16 protein-coding genes and 25 tRNA genes are annotated in these 14,035 nt (G+C 68.6%); 8 read left to right on the forward strand and 33 right to left on the reverse strand.

Features of this window, described 5'->3' with window-relative positions:
* Window positions 1-139 precede the first annotated feature (139 nt).
* On the forward strand, window positions 140-391 hold the full coding sequence (locus I0C86_RS31785; RefSeq protein WP_196205011.1) for an SCO4848 family membrane protein: 252 nt from the start codon (window positions 140-142) through the stop codon (window positions 389-391).
* Window positions 392-445: 54 nt separating this feature from the next.
* Here I0C86_RS31785 and I0C86_RS31790 read toward each other — a convergent pair whose 3' ends face one another.
* Window positions 446-1,138, reverse strand: coding sequence for an alpha/beta fold hydrolase (locus I0C86_RS31790; protein ID WP_196205012.1), 693 nt, complete (start codon window positions 1,136-1,138; stop codon window positions 446-448).
* A 99-nt stretch (window positions 1,139-1,237) separates the two neighbouring features.
* Here I0C86_RS31790 and I0C86_RS31795 point away from each other — a divergent pair, with 99 nt between their 5' ends.
* A complete protein-coding gene (locus I0C86_RS31795; protein ID WP_196205013.1) occupies window positions 1,238-1,771 on the forward strand; it encodes a PadR family transcriptional regulator in 534 nt (177 codons plus the stop codon).
* 8 nt (window positions 1,772-1,779) lie between these two features.
* Here the strand turns inward: I0C86_RS31795 and I0C86_RS31800 are convergent, their stop codons facing one another.
* Window positions 1,780-2,211 (reverse strand): nuclear transport factor 2 family protein, encoded by a 432-nt coding sequence (locus tag I0C86_RS31800; RefSeq protein WP_196205014.1) that lies wholly within the window; start codon window positions 2,209-2,211, stop codon window positions 1,780-1,782.
* Window positions 2,212-2,294: 83 nt separating this feature from the next.
* Here I0C86_RS31800 and I0C86_RS31805 point away from each other — a divergent pair, with 83 nt between their 5' ends.
* The gene (locus I0C86_RS31805; protein ID WP_196205015.1) at window positions 2,295-2,945 is read left to right on the forward strand and encodes a TetR/AcrR family transcriptional regulator; all 651 of its coding nucleotides are present in this window, start codon (window positions 2,295-2,297) and stop codon (window positions 2,943-2,945) included.
* A 96-nt stretch (window positions 2,946-3,041) separates the two neighbouring features.
* Here I0C86_RS31805 and I0C86_RS31810 read toward each other — a convergent pair.
* The 29 genes from I0C86_RS31810 to I0C86_RS31950 form a co-directional block, all read right to left on the reverse strand.
* Window positions 3,042-3,119 (reverse strand) — tRNA-Cys (locus I0C86_RS31810).
* Between the two features lie 6 nt (window positions 3,120-3,125).
* A tRNA-Arg gene (locus tag I0C86_RS31815) sits at window positions 3,126-3,198 on the reverse strand.
* 4 nt (window positions 3,199-3,202) lie between these two features.
* A tRNA-Tyr gene (locus tag I0C86_RS31820) sits at window positions 3,203-3,282 on the reverse strand.
* 1 nt (window position 3,283) lies between these two features.
* Window positions 3,284-3,360: transfer RNA gene (locus I0C86_RS31825), tRNA-His, on the reverse strand.
* Between the two features lie 2 nt (window positions 3,361-3,362).
* Window positions 3,363-3,435 (reverse strand) — tRNA-Val (locus tag I0C86_RS31830).
* A gap of 40 nt (window positions 3,436-3,475) precedes the next feature.
* Window positions 3,476-3,549, reverse strand: a tRNA-Glu gene (locus I0C86_RS31835).
* A gap of 5 nt (window positions 3,550-3,554) precedes the next feature.
* A tRNA-Val gene (locus I0C86_RS31840) sits at window positions 3,555-3,628 on the reverse strand.
* Between the two features lie 2 nt (window positions 3,629-3,630).
* Window positions 3,631-3,702: transfer RNA gene (locus tag I0C86_RS31845), tRNA-Met, on the reverse strand.
* A 2-nt stretch (window positions 3,703-3,704) separates the two neighbouring features.
* Window positions 3,705-3,776: transfer RNA gene (locus I0C86_RS31850), tRNA-Lys, on the reverse strand.
* Between the two features lie 28 nt (window positions 3,777-3,804).
* Window positions 3,805-3,887, reverse strand: a tRNA-Ser gene (locus tag I0C86_RS31855).
* A gap of 4 nt (window positions 3,888-3,891) precedes the next feature.
* Window positions 3,892-3,965, reverse strand: a tRNA-Pro gene (locus I0C86_RS31860).
* Between the two features lie 399 nt (window positions 3,966-4,364).
* Window positions 4,365-5,111 carry a DUF7873 family protein gene (locus I0C86_RS31865; RefSeq protein WP_196205016.1) on the reverse strand — a complete coding sequence of 249 codons (747 nt, stop codon included), beginning with the start codon at window positions 5,109-5,111 and terminating at the stop codon, window positions 4,365-4,367.
* A 64-nt stretch (window positions 5,112-5,175) separates the two neighbouring features.
* A tRNA-Pro gene (locus tag I0C86_RS31870) sits at window positions 5,176-5,249 on the reverse strand.
* Between the two features lie 5 nt (window positions 5,250-5,254).
* Window positions 5,255-5,327 (reverse strand) — tRNA-Arg (locus I0C86_RS31875).
* 46 nt (window positions 5,328-5,373) lie between these two features.
* Window positions 5,374-5,456 (reverse strand) — tRNA-Ser (locus I0C86_RS31880).
* A 5-nt stretch (window positions 5,457-5,461) separates the two neighbouring features.
* A tRNA-Asp gene (locus I0C86_RS31885) sits at window positions 5,462-5,535 on the reverse strand.
* 13 nt (window positions 5,536-5,548) lie between these two features.
* Window positions 5,549-5,621, reverse strand: a tRNA-Leu gene (locus I0C86_RS31890).
* A gap of 82 nt (window positions 5,622-5,703) precedes the next feature.
* Window positions 5,704-5,776 (reverse strand) — tRNA-Leu (locus tag I0C86_RS31895).
* Between the two features lie 6 nt (window positions 5,777-5,782).
* Window positions 5,783-5,854, reverse strand: a tRNA-Gln gene (locus I0C86_RS31900).
* A 36-nt stretch (window positions 5,855-5,890) separates the two neighbouring features.
* Window positions 5,891-6,331 carry an HNH endonuclease gene (locus I0C86_RS31905; RefSeq protein ID WP_196205017.1) on the reverse strand — a complete coding sequence of 147 codons (441 nt, stop codon included), beginning with the start codon at window positions 6,329-6,331 and terminating at the stop codon, window positions 5,891-5,893.
* Window positions 6,332-6,375: 44 nt separating this feature from the next.
* Window positions 6,376-6,448 (reverse strand) — tRNA-Gly (locus I0C86_RS31910).
* Window positions 6,449-6,470: 22 nt separating this feature from the next.
* A tRNA-Leu gene (locus tag I0C86_RS31915) sits at window positions 6,471-6,544 on the reverse strand.
* Between the two features lie 5 nt (window positions 6,545-6,549).
* A tRNA-Gln gene (locus tag I0C86_RS31920) sits at window positions 6,550-6,633 on the reverse strand.
* A gap of 33 nt (window positions 6,634-6,666) precedes the next feature.
* Window positions 6,667-6,739 (reverse strand) — tRNA-Glu (locus I0C86_RS31925).
* Between the two features lie 9 nt (window positions 6,740-6,748).
* A tRNA-Ala gene (locus tag I0C86_RS31930) sits at window positions 6,749-6,824 on the reverse strand.
* Between the two features lie 4 nt (window positions 6,825-6,828).
* Window positions 6,829-6,903: transfer RNA gene (locus I0C86_RS31935), tRNA-Pro, on the reverse strand.
* A gap of 109 nt (window positions 6,904-7,012) precedes the next feature.
* Window positions 7,013-7,085: transfer RNA gene (locus tag I0C86_RS31940), tRNA-Trp, on the reverse strand.
* 383 nt (window positions 7,086-7,468) lie between these two features.
* On the reverse strand, window positions 7,469-8,275 hold the full coding sequence (locus I0C86_RS31945; RefSeq protein ID WP_196205018.1) for an alpha/beta fold hydrolase: 807 nt from the start codon (window positions 8,273-8,275) through the stop codon (window positions 7,469-7,471).
* Between the two features lie 168 nt (window positions 8,276-8,443).
* Entirely contained in the window at window positions 8,444-8,704 is a 261-nt protein-coding gene (locus I0C86_RS31950) for a transcriptional regulator (RefSeq protein WP_196205019.1), read from the reverse strand.
* A 231-nt stretch (window positions 8,705-8,935) separates the two neighbouring features.
* On the opposite strand from I0C86_RS31950, the gene I0C86_RS31955 reads away from it, so the two are divergent.
* Genes I0C86_RS31955 through I0C86_RS31970 form a run of 4 tightly spaced genes read left to right on the forward strand, consistent with a single transcriptional unit; the run spans window position 8,936 to window position 11,552 of the window.
* A complete protein-coding gene (locus tag I0C86_RS31955) occupies window positions 8,936-9,634 on the forward strand; it encodes a hypothetical protein (protein ID WP_196205020.1) in 699 nt (232 codons plus the stop codon).
* The gene (locus I0C86_RS31960; RefSeq protein WP_196205021.1) at window positions 9,631-9,987 is read left to right on the forward strand and encodes a hypothetical protein; all 357 of its coding nucleotides are present in this window, start codon (window positions 9,631-9,633) and stop codon (window positions 9,985-9,987) included. Before I0C86_RS31955 ends, I0C86_RS31960 begins: the two co-directional genes overlap by 4 nt.
* A gap of 31 nt (window positions 9,988-10,018) precedes the next feature.
* A complete protein-coding gene (locus I0C86_RS31965; RefSeq protein ID WP_196205022.1) occupies window positions 10,019-10,849 on the forward strand; it encodes a hypothetical protein in 831 nt (276 codons plus the stop codon).
* Window positions 10,850-10,904: 55 nt separating this feature from the next.
* Window positions 10,905-11,552, forward strand: coding sequence for a hypothetical protein (locus I0C86_RS31970; protein ID WP_196205023.1), 648 nt, complete (start codon window positions 10,905-10,907; stop codon window positions 11,550-11,552).
* Between the two features lie 34 nt (window positions 11,553-11,586).
* Here I0C86_RS31970 and I0C86_RS31975 read toward each other — a convergent pair whose 3' ends face one another.
* Window positions 11,587-12,246 (reverse strand): MBL fold metallo-hydrolase, encoded by a 660-nt coding sequence (locus I0C86_RS31975; protein WP_196205024.1) that lies wholly within the window; start codon window positions 12,244-12,246, stop codon window positions 11,587-11,589.
* A 35-nt stretch (window positions 12,247-12,281) separates the two neighbouring features.
* Complete coding sequence (locus I0C86_RS31980) at window positions 12,282-13,088, reverse strand: maleylpyruvate isomerase N-terminal domain-containing protein (RefSeq protein ID WP_196205025.1); 807 nt, start codon at window positions 13,086-13,088, stop codon at window positions 12,282-12,284.
* 222 nt (window positions 13,089-13,310) lie between these two features.
* On the opposite strand from I0C86_RS31980, the gene rsgA reads away from it, so the two are divergent.
* Window positions 13,311-14,035, forward strand: a 725-nt coding sequence (gene rsgA, locus I0C86_RS31985) for a GTPase RsgA (protein ID WP_196205026.1), incomplete at its 3' end; no start/stop codon positions are given.

Raw genomic sequence — 14,035 nt, forward strand, 5'->3', positions numbered from 1 at the left:
GTCTCGTGCGCTCGGCGATGTGTATGAGGGACGGGGCAGGGGGTGACCGGTCGGGGCGGGCCGGTCAGATCGAGAGCGGCCGGTCGGGGGTGACCGGCCGCTCTCGACCGGATCCGGGCGGCTGGCATACTCGCCAGCCATGGTGTTGACGCGAACCTGGTCCGGGTTCCTGATCCTGGTCGGGGTCTGGACCTGGGTCATCTGGCCCCGGTTCGGGATCGCTATCTGGAACGATGCCCGCGCCTGGTCGACCGGCGAGGTCGGACAGGGCGGTCCGACCAGCTTCCTGTGGGTACACGCCCTGTTGATCGGGGCGTCCCTGGTGATCGGTACGACCGTCGGCGTACTCGGGATTCGGGCCTGGCGGGCCGCGACGGCCGCCCGACGCTGACGAGCCCGGCCAGCCGAGGCTGACGCGCCCGGCTGTGCGGCGGTGTGCCGCCGGTCAGGTCCCGTCCTGTCGATCATCTGCCGGCACTCCGCCATCCTGAAGCAGGATTTCCAGCAGCTTGTCCGGCGCCTCGGCGACCAGGTTGTGGCCGGTCGGCAGGCAGTGCGTGTGCCATGCCGGGTCCTGGGACAGCCGTTGGTACACCTGCGGGAAGGGACTGCCCTGCCATCCGCTGAGGTAGATGTAGTCGCGGCGACGCACACGGCTGGGTGCGCCGGAGAGCCGGATCTTCTGTAGGAAGGAGGGGAGCGGATGTGCTGTCGCCCTCGGGTCGAGACCCGGCGGGGGTGCGACCCGGAAGCCGTCCGCGGTCGCCCCGTCGAGGAACAACTGGCGGAACGCCGGAGTGGTCAGATCCCAGCAGGAGTCGCCGTCGGCCGGCACGTAGGCGTCGCTGTAGACCAGGCGTCCTATGCGGTCCGGGCAGCGGTCCGCGACCCCGGTGATGACCATGCCGGCGTAGCTGTGGCCGACCAGGACCGCGTCGGTGATTCGCTCGGCCTCCAGAATGCCGACCACATCCTGGATGTGCGTGTCCAGATTCGCGGTCCGCAGATGAGCCCGGTCACCCAGGCCGGTGAGCGTGACCGGGTACGCGTCGTGGCCGCTTCGCCGAAGGGCCTCCGCGATCGGGCGGTACGACCAACCGCCATGCCAGCCGCCAGGTACGAGTAGGAATGTCGCCACGGCGCATCTCCCTGGTTCGAAGGCTACTCCTCGATTCGAGGGCTCGATTCGAGGATAGCTCGTCGGTGTCGATACCATGCCCGCGAGGGAGGTGTGGTGATGCTGACACTGAGCATCCTGGGATTCCTGGCGGAAGGACCTCTGCACGCCAGCGGGTTGCGCGAGCGCATCTCCGGACTGTCCGGGCACGTCCGTCCGGTCAGCGACGGAGCCCTCTATCCGGCCCTGAACCGGCTACGTGACGCGGGCCTGGTGGTCCGCCATGACCTGCCCGGCCGTGGTGCGACGCCCCGGCAGACGTTCGATCTCACCGACTCCGGTCACCAGGAGCTTCTGCGCCGGCTCGCGGATCCCGCCGACGTCGAGATCACCGACCGCAACTCGTTCATGATCCTTCTGGCCTTCCTCGGCCATCTGCCGGAGCCCGCCAGCCAACTGCGGGTACTGAAGCGCCGGCTGGACTTCTACGAGAAGCCCGCCAGCTACTTCTACGACGACGGTCGCCCGTTACGCGCCGCCGAGATGACCGACCGGTTCCGCAGGGGCATGCTCTCCCTTGCCGCCGTCACGAAGAAGAGTGACATGCAGTGGCTGCGCGAAGTCATCGCCGAGCTCGAAGAGAAGCTGGCCTGATCTCCGGACTACGTGCGGGCCCGGGTGGCGGCGGCGACGCTGGCGAGTGCCTCGGCCAGCGGCAGCGGGTTGATGTAGTCGCGGTACGACAGGATCTGACCGTTCCGGACCCGGAACACGGCGATGACCATCTGCTGGAACGGTGCGCCGGTCGGGACAACGGCTCCGTGTGCCTCGTACTCCACGATTACCACCTCCGGATCGGTGGTCTCGTGCACCACGACGTTGCGGTACTCGTCGAATCTGATGAGCGCTCCGGCCGCCTCGGTCAGGTGCCTGTGGATCTCCGCGCGGCCCTGTAACCGCGCGGGCACGCCCGGCGGCCGGTACGGCCACTCGAGGTATCCGTCGGGTGCCATCAGCTCCACAAAGGAGTCGGCATCCATCTCGCGGCCGGCCCGGAGCATCTGCTCGACGATCTCCCGTGACGTGGCGGTCATCGCCTCCTCCTTCATTGAACGCGTGTTGATTGAACGACCGTAGAATGAAGGGCCGTCTCTGTCAACGACCGTAGGATGAGCAGGTGACCGATCCGAGTGCCAAGCCGACCCGGGCGCAGCAACGCCGTCGGACCGAGGAGGGCATTCTCGCCGCAGCCCGCCAGATGTTCGCCGAACTCGGCTACGACCGCACCACGATCCGTGCGGTGGCCGCGACGGCCGGGGTGGACGCCGGACTGGTCATGCACTACTTCGGCACCAAGGACGAGCTCTTCGCGCGCGCCGCCGAGCTTCCCGCCGACGAACCGCCCAGCGGTACCGCCGACGAACTGTCCAGCGGTACCGCCGAACAGGTGGCCGAGGCCCTGCTCACCTCGCTGGCCAAGCGGCTGGACGGTGAGCCGGTGGCCTCGCTGGCCGTCCTGCGCTCCATGCTGACCAACAACGACGCCGCCAACCGGTACCGGGCCGCGGCCGAGCCTCAGCTCAGCCAGATCACCGCCGCGATCCCCACGGCCGACGCCGAACTGCGCGCCAGCCTGCTCAGCGCGATCGTCCACGGCGTGATCATCGAGCGTTACCTGCTTCGCCTCGGCAGACTCGCCGACGCCTCGCCCGACCAGATCATCGACCTGCTTCGCCCGTGCTTCCAGACACTGGCCACCGCGCAAACACCACCACCGGCCAACCGGCCAGCTACCGACAGCCGAGCGCGGCCAGACAGCCACCGATGAGCGCGACATCCGGGCGCGCCGCGGACAGGCGCGTTATCGGGGCCCTCCGGACCAGTCATCCAGTCCACGGATCCGTCCACAGCGGATGGCAGGTCGAGACCTCGTCGGGAGTCGAACCCGAGCACAATCACCCGTTTTGCAGACGGGCCGCCCCACCGGGGACGAAACGAGGTCGGGTAGTGCCCCCGGCTGGAATCGAACCAGCGGCCTCGGCGCTCGGAACGCCGCGCTCTTTCCGCTGAGCTACGGGGGCACGGTGCGCGTCCCTGGACTCGAACCAGGCATGCCGAAGCAACGGTGTTACAGACCGCCGGGCGACCAGCCGCCCACGACGCGCTTGGGGTGGCGCACGGGAATCGAACCCGCGACCTCCGGAGCCACATTCCGGCGCTCAACCAGGCTGAGCTTCCGCCACCGTGCCCGGACCTGGGATCGAACCAGGGACCTCCTCGGTGTAAACGAGGCGCTGCTGCCGCTGAGCTATCCGGGCGTCGCCCCGGCGGACGGGACCGCCGGGGGTCGGGTTTCGGTAGCGCCGACGGGATTCGAACCCGCGAACTCCGGGGTGAAAGCCCGGCGACTCTGGCCACTCGTCTACGGCGCCATGCGTGTTCCGGGCTGGACTCGAACCAGCGACTTCCGCGATGTCGACGCGGCGCTCTACCATGCTGAGCCACCGGAACGGGGGCGGGACCGGGAGTCGAACCCGGGGCCTGCGGCTTATGAGGCCGCCGCGCTACCACTGCGCCATCCCGCGAGTACGCCGCCAGGGACTCGAACCCTGAACCTACGCATCAAGAGTGCGTAGCTCTACCGTTGAGCTAGCGGCGCGCGATGTCCTGCTTCTGGAAATGTGGAGAGGAAGGCGGAGGAGTCGAACCCCTGCCGTCGCCGACACCCCGGTTTTCAAGACCGGTCGCCCGCCACCGAGCGGCGCCTTCCGTTGTCGGGTTGGCCGGATTCGAACCGACGACCCCCGCGTCCCGAACGCGGTGCTCTACCAAGCTGAGCCACAACCCGCCGGTTTGGCGGAGCCCCGGGGCATACCCTGCCCCGGGGTCCCTCTAGGTCCACCCGTTCGCACGCCAGCGGCGTTTAAGTTCCACGATCAGTCTTCGGTCGCAGTGCTTTGCCATTAAGCTACCGCCGCAGGTTGGAGCGGCAGACTGGACTCGAACCAGCATCTCAACGAGGTTGTCGTGGCCGGTAGGTCTGGCGATGGGTGGGGGTGCTGAGTCTGGAGCGATAATCTCAGCCTGACCGGAGACGGCCTGCCTCTACCAGTTGGGCTATCCCGGCCCGAAGTGCCGGGAGGAGGACTCGAACCTCCACTGGAACCGTCATCCTTGTGAGCCTGACAGGTCAGTCTCAACTTCGCGCTTTCGCGCGTAACCCCCGCTCCAAGGGGGCGCCTGAAGACTACCCGAACAGGTAGCCGAACACCTGGTCGCCGACCGCGCGATCCTCGACGGTGCTGCTGTTCGCCTCCTCGCGGGCCACCTTCACCGCCTCCAGCAGCTTGTCGACCCGGCCGCGCAACACCTTGACCCGCTCCGCCGGCAGGGCGCCGGACAGCTTCACCGTGGTCCAGGTGCCCACCGGCACGTCCTCGGTGTAGACCTCGACCTGCGCCGGGTGCTTCTCCGTCGCCTCGGCCTTGACGTGGTTGCGGTGCACCTTGCGCATCTTCTGGGTCTGGCTCGGAGCGCTGGCGTAGCAGCCCCGGTCGGGATCGAAGTCCCACTTCTCAGCCGCGTCCAGGGTGGCCAGTCCGTCGACGAAGGTCCGGAGGTCGACCAACTGCTTCTCCAGGAACAACAGGTAGGTGACCGGTGCCTGCCGGACGAGCAACTGCCCCTCGACCACCACGTCGGCCTTTGCCTCGGCGTTCCCGGTATCCTGCAGAAGTTGCAGGTCGAACAGCCGACCCATCGTCGTGGCGACCTCGTCGAGGACCTCCCTGACGGTGTACTGCACCCGGGTCGACTCCGGCGGCAACTGCTCCCGGACGTCGTCGGCGAACGGCTGGTACGTCCGGGAGATGCCGGACAGCGGCGGCGCCTTCTGGGTACGCCGGTGCGCATCGGTGAGCTCGCGCTTGGCCTTCGGCTTGAAGCCCTGAACGAGGGCATTGACCTTGTGCAGTTCGGTCGGGTTGAGCACCATGATCCTTTCGGTGTCGTCGCGGGAACGATAGCCGTCGTCGCCGCGTACCGGCGACCGTGTCGAGTCGGGACGGCCGGATTCGAACCGACGACCCCCGCACCCCCAGTGCGGTGCGCTACCAAGCTGCGCCACGTCCCGATGTGTGCCCCTGGAACGGTTCGAACGTCCGACCTCCTGGTTCGTAGCCAGGCGCTCTGTCCACTGAGCTACAGGGGCATGCTCCGTCGAGGGGGATCGCCCTCCTTCCCACGACGGCCTGGAGCGGAGGATGCCGGAGTCGAACCGGCAACGGTGTGACCCGCGACGGGTTAGCAACCCGCTTGCCCTGCCAATGGCGAACCCTCCGTGCGCGGCGTCGACGGGGCTCGAACCCGCGACCTCCGGATCGACAGTCCGGCGCTCTGACCCACTGAGCTACGACACCATGTTGTGCTGCGTACCCGGAGCAGGAGTCGAACCTGCAACACACCGGTTCTGAGCCGGCGGCCTCTTCCGTTGGGCTACCCGGGCGGGATGGAGTGACGCGGGATCGAACCGCGCACGCGCAGCTTGCAAGGCAACGCTGTGCACCAGCACCCACCCCAGGAAAACGTGCCCTCGGTGCGATTCGAACGCACACCGTACGGTCCCTCGAACCGTTGCCTCTACCGTTGGGCCACGAGGGCGTTGCGCTCCCGGACAAGGATTCGAACCTCGATTTTCTGATCCAGAGTCAGACGTCCTGCCGATTGGACGATCCGGGAAAGGCGGCCGGCGGGGCGAGTTCCGCCGGCCGCGTCTCAGCGCCGGGTCAGCGCGGCCCACGTGGGGACCGACGCCGCCGACCGCAGTGCCATGCCCGCCTCGGCGGGGGTGCGGTCTGCCTTGCGCTGGTTGCATCCGTCACAGGATGCGACGGTGTTGCTCCAGGTGTTCCGGCCGCCGCGCGAGCGGGGCAGGATGTGGTCGACGGTGGTGGCGTGCCCGCCGCAGTAGCCGCAGCGGCGGCCGTCCCGGACGAGGACGCCCGAGCGGGACCACGCCGGGCCGGACGTGAAGCGCCAGCGGGTGACGACGTACCGGACCAGGCGGACGACCCTCGGCATCGGGTAGACCCCGATCAGCCGGTCCGGTTCGGCCTCGTGGATTTCGGCGACCCGCCGGACGAGCATCCGAACGGCGTGCCGGACACTGACCCGGTGGAGCGGGCCGAGATCGGCGTTGATGACCAGGACGTCCACCGGATCCTCCTTCTCTTCTCGTCGTTGCTGGTAACAGTTCTCCGAGCGGCTACCCGGGTTCGAACCGGGGGCCTCGACAATGGCAATGTCGCGCTCTGCCTACTGAGCTACAGCCGCAGGTATGTGGTGCCGGTGCCGGTGCTCCGGGTGCGATTCGAACGCACACTGTGCGCGATTTGAGCGCGCCGCCTCCTGCCGTTGGGCTACCGGAGCGGAAGCCGGGGAAGCTGGACTCGAACCAGCACAAGCGATACCGTCTCCCGGTTCAAAGCCGGGCATGTTGCCAGTTACACCATTCCCCGACGGGCACCGCGAGCGCCCTCGACCGTCGTACGTAGACCGTGCCGGAATCGAACCGGCCTTCTCCAGAATGAGAGTCTGGCGAGATAACCACTACTCCAACGGTCCCTGTTCCTCTGGTGGAGCGGAGGGGACTCGAACCCCTCACCTCAGACCTGCCAGATCAGCGCTCTTCCTGCTGAGCTACCGCCCCATGCGTCCGGGACCCGAGAATCGAACTCGGTGTCTCCTGTTCCCAAAACAGGCGGGTCAGCCGTCTCCCCCGCCCCGGATCAGCCCGGCCGGTGCGGTGGTACGGCACCGACCGGGCATTCTTCTTGCCATCCACTGTGGAGTTTTCAAAGAGGTACCGGTCCCGCCGGCCGAGGTCGGGGGAAGAAGCAGGGGTGACAGGATTCGAACCTGCAACCTTCGGTTTTGGAGGCCGTTGCGCTGCCAGTTGCGCCACACCCCTGTGTGGTAAAGAAAAACGCCGCCCCGTCCCGGTCTGGGTGGGCGGCGTAGTCGCGTTGGAAGTCGCGTTACGTCCGCCAGCTGCCCAGATCGGCACACTCACCGGCACTCAGATAGACGGGTCGGCCGAGCATGGCGTGACCCACCGGACCGGACGGCGCCTGCCGTCGCGGTTGCGATGATGACTGCCACAACATCGGATGCTCCCGTCGTTTCGTTTCGCTTTGTTGATCGCTGTGGTAACTACGGTAAGGCGACACATGGCGTGGAGCAACATCTTTTTCGACTGTTCCCGGTTCAGGTTTTCCGCCGCACGTGGACTGCCTGGTCAACCGCGACACCGGAGCAGGGTTCCCGGTGTCGGATCGGCCGGGAGGCATCCACTCAGGTCTTGCTGGTCTGCTCGACGAGGCGGGTCACGGCGGCGGCGACCACGGCCGGCGCCTGGACCTGGGGGAAGTGGCCCACCTCGGGGACCATGACCACCTCGGCCCGCAACTGCCCGCCGATCCACTCGGCCTCGGCCCCGGGATCCGCCCAGTCCACGTCGGCGGCGCCCATCACCACCACGGCCGGGGCGGTCACGTCGGCCAGTCGCCGCCGGGCGGGTTCGTGCGAGGTGCGGCTCGTTCGGACGAAGGCCTGCCAGTGGCCGGGGCGGCGCAGGTTGTCGCGTACCCGCCGCTTGTGTTCCTCGTACCCCTCGGGCTTGGCTCCCGGCAGCCATTTGGGGTAGTAGCCGAGCAGGGCCGCCGGACCCCAGGGGCGGAGGAAGAGGGCCCGGATCAGCAGCTTCTGTATCGCGCCGATCTCGGGCTCGCGGACGAACGGGCCGAGCAGGGCCAGGCCGGACACCTTCGCGGGCGCCTCGGCGGCGGCGATCACCCCGGCCGCGGCGCCCATCGAGTTGCCGACCACGACCGCGGGCCCGCCGAGTTCGTCGACAAGCGCGAGGAGGTCGCCGGCGAGCGCGACATCGTCGTACGCGGTGAAGGTGGCGTCGCTGTCGCCGTGTCCCCGGATGTCGATGGTGGCCACCCGGAAGCCCGCGTCGAGCAACCTCGGCACCAGCAGCCGGTACGTCTGCCGCAGCTCGGCCATCCCGGGGACGCAGATCACCAGGGGGCCGCTGCCCTGTACGTCGTACGCGATCCGTCCCTCGGGGCGGCGGAGGTGTTGAGTAGTGATCATAGCCGTAAAGCTACTCTCATTAGCCATGGCTGCCAAGTCCGTCGACGGGGACGATGGACTTCGGGACGGCGGGCGGGACCGGGCGACAGGTGTCCGCCGAACGGCTCGGTGCGTTCAGCGTGAACCCGGCGGCGATCGGGCCGTCGCCTCAACCGGACGTGCCGCGGGTCAGTGCCGGCGCAGGAACGCCACCAACTTGTCGACCGACTCGAACGGCTTCGTGACGCTGACGAGTTCCCAACCCCACTGGCTCAGGATCTCGACCGCGATCAGGATGCCGGTGGTCCGTGGCATCGAAAGGTTGCTCCCGGCCACGACCGCGAGATGCCGGAACGGGTAGGCGCGGAGGTCGCACTGCCCATTGATCAGGGCTAGTGCGTCAACCTCACGGGTCTGCACGATCTGCTGCGGGGGCGGGAACGGGGACATGCGGCACACCGTACTCCGCTGGCCGGGTGGCGTCGATGAGCTGACCAGCCGGTCAGGATGTCGGTGGGCAAGCTGGTGGAAAGGCGGTGGAGCAGGCAGTGCGGGTCGGGGTATCGGACACCATCGAGTTGCTGGCCCCACGGTGTGGCGGCCAGGAGCTAAAATCCGGAAACGATCGGGCGCCGTCCTCGTCGAGAGTGACGGGCCGTCCACGGCGATGGGGGAAGCCGGATGCTGCACACATCACGCACGGTCAGTCGTGACGACCCGCGGCTGGATCAGGCCCGACGCTTCGTGCGGGAACTCGAGGACGACCTGGCGAGAACGCCCCACTACCTGCCGGTCGAGGGGCTCGAGCGCATCTCGGGAACGGACCAGACCGGCACGGTCACCTCCGTCGTCGACGCCCGGGGCGACTTTGTGGACCTGAACATCGGATCCGACTGGTGGTACACGGTCGGCCCGTCGGGGGTCGCCTCGGCCATTCTCGACGCCCTCCAGTTCGCTCAGGACAAGGCGATGCTGGCGATGGCCCTGCTGCGCCGCCACGGCAGGCCGACGCCGCCGGACCCGTCGGCCGATGGTCCGTTCCTCCGTGACGAGTTCGCCTCATCCTGGTCGCCGAGGGACGCCTGGGCCGAGTGGGCGGCAGCGGAGGCGGATGTCGAACGCGGTTACACCCTGATGGACGCTGCGGACCGTGTCGTCGAAACGAGGGACTCACCGGAGCCGAGGACCATCTCGGGGCCGCTCGGCCTGTTCCAGCTACGACTCGTCGGATTCACCGTCGTGAGCGCGGAGATCAACTCGCACCGCGTCGTCCCGGAGGACGTCGACCAGATCGTCGAGGACGCTCGGGCGGCCCTGCGACAGGCCACTCGGGAGAAGGATCCGACGTACTGGTTCTCCGGGGAGGGGACGCGACGATGACGGACTACGACTGGTTGAGCACGGAGAGCGTCGAAGCGGCGACCGACGGCATCCGCGGCGAGGCGAAGAAGTGGTTCGGCTTCTCCGACAAGATGGAGACCGTCGCCCAGAACATGGCGGGCCTGACGCTCGGACCGACGGCGTTCATGGTCATCGACCCGGGGACCGCACTGATGACCGCGACCGACCAGCATGGTGCGTACGCCAAGACGCACGGCTGGCTCACCGGACTGTTCCGGGACGCGGCGAAGAGGTTCGATGAATTCGGCAACGCGTTGAACAAGTGCGCGGACGAGTACGACAGAACTGACGGCCGGAGCGCGGCCAGCTTCGACAAGATCGCGAAGTCCTGACGGCCTCCGCGCGTCCCAGAAAGGTATGGTCTTGCCGCCTCCCGGATCCAGTTCCAGCTACACGCCCCTCTCCGTACAGGCATTCGACAACGCGGTGAAGTTGGTCGAGCAACTCATCGCGAAGACCCGCACCGAGCTGAACAATCTGATCAACCGGATCAACACCTTCCTCCAGAAGGTGCAGAAGGAGCTCGAGGACAGCTGGGTCGACTCCTTCTTCGAGTTCTTCAACCAGGACATCAGCGAGGGCCTCGGGGAGATCGTCAAGCGCCTCGAACAGGTCAAGACCAAGATCGGAGAACTGCTGGGGAAGGCCGAGAAGTCCGTCGCCGGCTCGATTCCGGTGGCCTCGCTGTTCTCCCGCGCGTTCGACCTGGGCGACAAGGTGAACCGCCCCCTCACCGGTATGCACGGGGACATGACCGGGTCCGGCGAGATCGACTTCTGGCGTGGGCCCACCAAGAACACCTACGAGAAGCGGCGGCAGGACCAGCAGGACGCGGTCAGCAACGCCTCCGCCAAGGTCGAGTCACTGGCCACGTACCTCGGCGACGCCGCCACCGGCAACATGACCTACATGTCGAGCCTCGGTGCGCGGATGGGCGAGGTGTACGGGGCACTCACGACATGCTGCATCGACCTCGCGGCGGCCGGTGCCGGCGCCATCACCCAGGTCATGGACGCACTGGCGCACTTCTCCGAGCTGATCGGCACGGCCGTCAACCAGGTCATCGGCTACATCACCTCGCTCGGAACCCGTATCGCCGAGGTCCTGAACCAGATCCTCGCTCTGGAGACCGAGAAGTCGGACCTCACCGGGCTGACGGCGGACGGAAAATGGCCGGCACCGGTCGCCGAATAGCGCCCGGGGATGTCCGGCGGCACCCTGACAGCCACGTAACAGGAGAGGAAACTCCATGCCCCGCAGGCCCGGTCGACTCCGTCGGCTAGCCCAGGCGTTCCTGCTGGTGGCGGCACTTCCGCTGCTGGCGACGGGCTGCGGGCGGTCCGATCCGCCTCAGGTGGAGGGGATTCCGGGCGCCCCGCCGTCGCCCACCGGCTCGTCGGCCGGGTCGACCGGAAAGTGGTCGAAGCTCGGCACGGCGTGTCCGACGTTGACCGGGGGAACCGCCACGTCGCTGCGGAAGACCGGACCGGGTACGCCCAGCGCGGCCGACGCGGACACCCCGGTGGCGCAGAACGTCAACTGCACCTGGGGGGAGGGCACAGGATCCGTCGGCGTGTCCCTGTACCTCAACCGCAGCGACGGTCCACTCCCCGCTGACCAGGCCACTGCCGAGGAGTTCCAGCAGGGCTTCGACAAGTACGTGCAGGACGGGTCGATCCTGCACTGGAAGCCCGAGCCCGGCCTGGAGGACAAGGCCTACCTCGGCATTCACAAGGACCGGGTCACCATCGAACTGGCCGTACTGTCGAGCAACGCCAGATTCACGGTCTACTACCAGGTCAAGGAGTTGGACGAGGCGGCCTGGGACGCGGCGCTGGCGCAGCACCGGGACACCATGCGGGGCCTGGCCGCCGACGTCCTGGACGACCTCAGCTGACAGCCGGCCACGGCGGATGCCGTGGCCGGCGCCCCTACCAGCCCCGCGCCCGCCACTCGGGGATCGACGGCCGCTCGACGCCGAGCGTCGAGTCCCTGCCGTGCCCGGGGTAGAACCAGGTCTCGTCCGGCAGCCGGTCGAAGAGCTTCTTCTCCACGTCGTCGATGAGCGAGTTGAACCGCACCGGATCCTGCTCGGTATTGCCCACCCCGCCCGGGAACAACGAGTCCCCGGTGAACAGGTGGCTCCCGTCAGCGTCGTCCTGGTAGAGCAGCGCGATGGAGCCGGGAGTGTGCCCGACAATGTGGATCACGTCGAGCCAGCGCTCGCCGACCCGGACCCGGTCGCCGTCGGCGAGCGGCTCGGAGGCGATCGGCAGTCCCTCGGCGTCCGCCACGTGGACCAGCGAGCGGGCACCGGTGGTCGCGATCACCTCTTCCAGGGCCACCCAGTGGTCCATGTGCCGGTGTGTGGTGACCACCGTCGACAGCCCGGCGTCGCCGACCAGTTCCAGCAGCCGGGGCGCCTCGTTGGCCGCGTCGATCAGCACCTGGTCGCCGCTGGCGGCGCAACGGAGGAGGTAGGCGTTGTTGTCCATCGGGCCGACCGAGATCTTGCTGATCGTCAGACCGGTCAACTCCCGGACATCGGGGGGTCCGTCCGTGGTGACGTCGCCGGTGTAGCGCTCGCTCATTTTCGTGCCTCCGAGTAGGTGTCCAGGTCGGCGGATCAGATCCAGGCCGGCGCTGCCGGCAACGGCCCGGCCGGCGTGACTACCAGGTTCTTCCCGGCGCTGCGGCCGGTCAACCAGCCGGCCAGCGCGTGCGCCGGGCCAGCGACGGTACGCGGCTCCGCGTCGGCGACGGTACGCAGATCCGCCGGGTCGGCGACGCCGGACCGCTCCCGGTCGCTGGCACTGTCGCTCGGATCGCCGCCGGCCTGCCCGGCCGAGCCGAGGAACAGCGACTGCCCGGTTTCCGCCGGACGTAGCACCAGGGCGAACTGCGTGTCCCGGCGGGCGAGGTCGCGCACCACCTCGTGCAGCACCCGCTGGCTGAACGCGTCCGGCCAGTCGGCGGTGCGGTAGCCGACGGCCAGGTCGACGTGGTGTACCTCAACCTCGCGCAGCCGCCCCCAGACCAGGGTGGCCGCCACCCGGGGTCCCCGGACCGACCGCACCTGCGCGGCCCAGCCCTCTGCCGGCAGCTCCCGGGCTGCCTCGGCGAGCCGCTCCGCACTGGCCCGCAGGTCGGCGAGCTGGACGGCGACGGATCGGCCGGCGCCCGCCGCGATGGCGTCGTTCCGGGCCGCCGGACTGGCGTACTGCGGTACGTCCTCGCCGGTGCGCGCCGACGTGAGCAGGTTGACGTAGCTGTCGGCGTTGCGGGCGAGATGGGTCAGCACGTGTCCACGGGTCCAGCCGGGAAGGAGGGACGGTTCGCCGACTGCGGTGTCGCTGAGCTCGGCGACCGTCCGCAACAGCCGTTCCGTCGCCCGGTCCACCTCGGGCAGCAGTACGAGTGGGTCGAGTGTCACGGCTCACGACCCTATCGGTCGCTCGTCCGGCCCGGGTGGAGGCGGCGTACCGCTGATCCGGCGCCGCTGCCGGAATTGGCTTTCGGTGTGGCCCGGCCAGCGCCTACCGTCAGTGCCGACGCGTCACCCGGAGCTGTGAGGGAGGTGGGATTCATGCCGGTCGCAGTGCGCGTGGCCCCCGTTTCCACTTCTGCACCCCACCTCTGACAGCAAAGGGCTGACATGACCTTCGATCTCGCGTCCCTCGGTTGGGACGCGTCGCTGGCCGCCGCGTACCCGGATTGCGGCGATGATCTCCGACCCGGCCGGGTTGTCCGGGCCGACCGGGGAGTGTGCACGGTGCTCCGCGCCGACGGTCCGGTGCGGGCCAGTCTCGGCGGCGGGGTGCTGGTCGCGGCGGCGCGCGACGCCGTCAACCTGCCCTGCGCGGGTGACTGGACGCTGGTCCGGGCCTGGCCGGACCAGCGGCTCACGGTGGAAGCGGTGCTGCCCCGGCGTACCGCGATCGTGCGCCGGACGGCCGACAAGGACTCGACCGGGCAGGTACTGGCGGCCAACGTCGACGCGGCGGCGGTGATCGAGCCGCTGCATCCGGAGCCGGACGTGGGTCGGATCGAGCGGCTGCTCGCGTTGGCCTGGGAGTCGGGGGCGCAGCCGCTGCTGGTGCTGACCAAGTGTGATCTGGTCGCCGACCCGGTCGCCGTCGCGGCCCAGCTCGCCGAGGTGGCGCCGGGAGTGGCGGTGCTGCCGGTGAGCGCCCAGCGGGGGACCGGATTGGCGGGGCTGCGGCCGTGGATCGCCGCCGGTCGTACGCTGGCGCTGCTCGGACCGTCGGGTGCGGGCAAGTCGACGCTGGTCAACGCGTTGGCCGGGGCGACGGTGATGACCACTCAGGGAGTACGTGGGGTGGACGGCAAAGGCCGGCACACCACCACGCACCGGGAACT

This window comes from Plantactinospora alkalitolerans, assembly GCF_015690345.1.
GTDB classification, from domain to species: domain Bacteria; phylum Actinomycetota; class Actinomycetes; order Mycobacteriales; family Micromonosporaceae; genus Plantactinospora; species Plantactinospora alkalitolerans.

Excerpts from the sequence above, each read along its gene's own strand:
- I0C86_RS31785 (WP_196205011.1), top strand. The coding sequence starts at position 140 with ATGGTGTTGACGCGAACCTGGTCCGGGTTCCTGATCCTGGTCGGGGTC.
- I0C86_RS31795 (WP_196205013.1), top strand. The coding sequence starts at position 1,238 with ATGCTGACACTGAGCATCCTGGGATTCCTGGCGGAAGGACCTCTGCAC.
- I0C86_RS31800 (WP_196205014.1), bottom strand. The coding sequence starts at position 2,211 with ATGACCGCCACGTCACGGGAGATCGTCGAGCAGATGCTCCGGGCCGGC.
- I0C86_RS31865 (WP_196205016.1), bottom strand. The coding sequence starts at position 5,111 with ATGGTGCTCAACCCGACCGAACTGCACAAGGTCAATGCCCTCGTTCAG.
- I0C86_RS31945 (WP_196205018.1), bottom strand. The coding sequence starts at position 8,275 with ATGATCACTACTCAACACCTCCGCCGCCCCGAGGGACGGATCGCGTAC.
- I0C86_RS31950 (WP_196205019.1), bottom strand. The coding sequence starts at position 8,704 with ATGTCCCCGTTCCCGCCCCCGCAGCAGATCGTGCAGACCCGTGAGGTT.
- I0C86_RS31955 (WP_196205020.1), top strand. The coding sequence starts at position 8,936 with ATGCTGCACACATCACGCACGGTCAGTCGTGACGACCCGCGGCTGGAT.
- I0C86_RS31960 (WP_196205021.1), top strand. The coding sequence starts at position 9,631 with ATGACGGACTACGACTGGTTGAGCACGGAGAGCGTCGAAGCGGCGACC.
- I0C86_RS31970 (WP_196205023.1), top strand. The coding sequence starts at position 10,905 with ATGCCCCGCAGGCCCGGTCGACTCCGTCGGCTAGCCCAGGCGTTCCTG.
- I0C86_RS31975 (WP_196205024.1), bottom strand. The coding sequence starts at position 12,246 with ATGAGCGAGCGCTACACCGGCGACGTCACCACGGACGGACCCCCCGAT.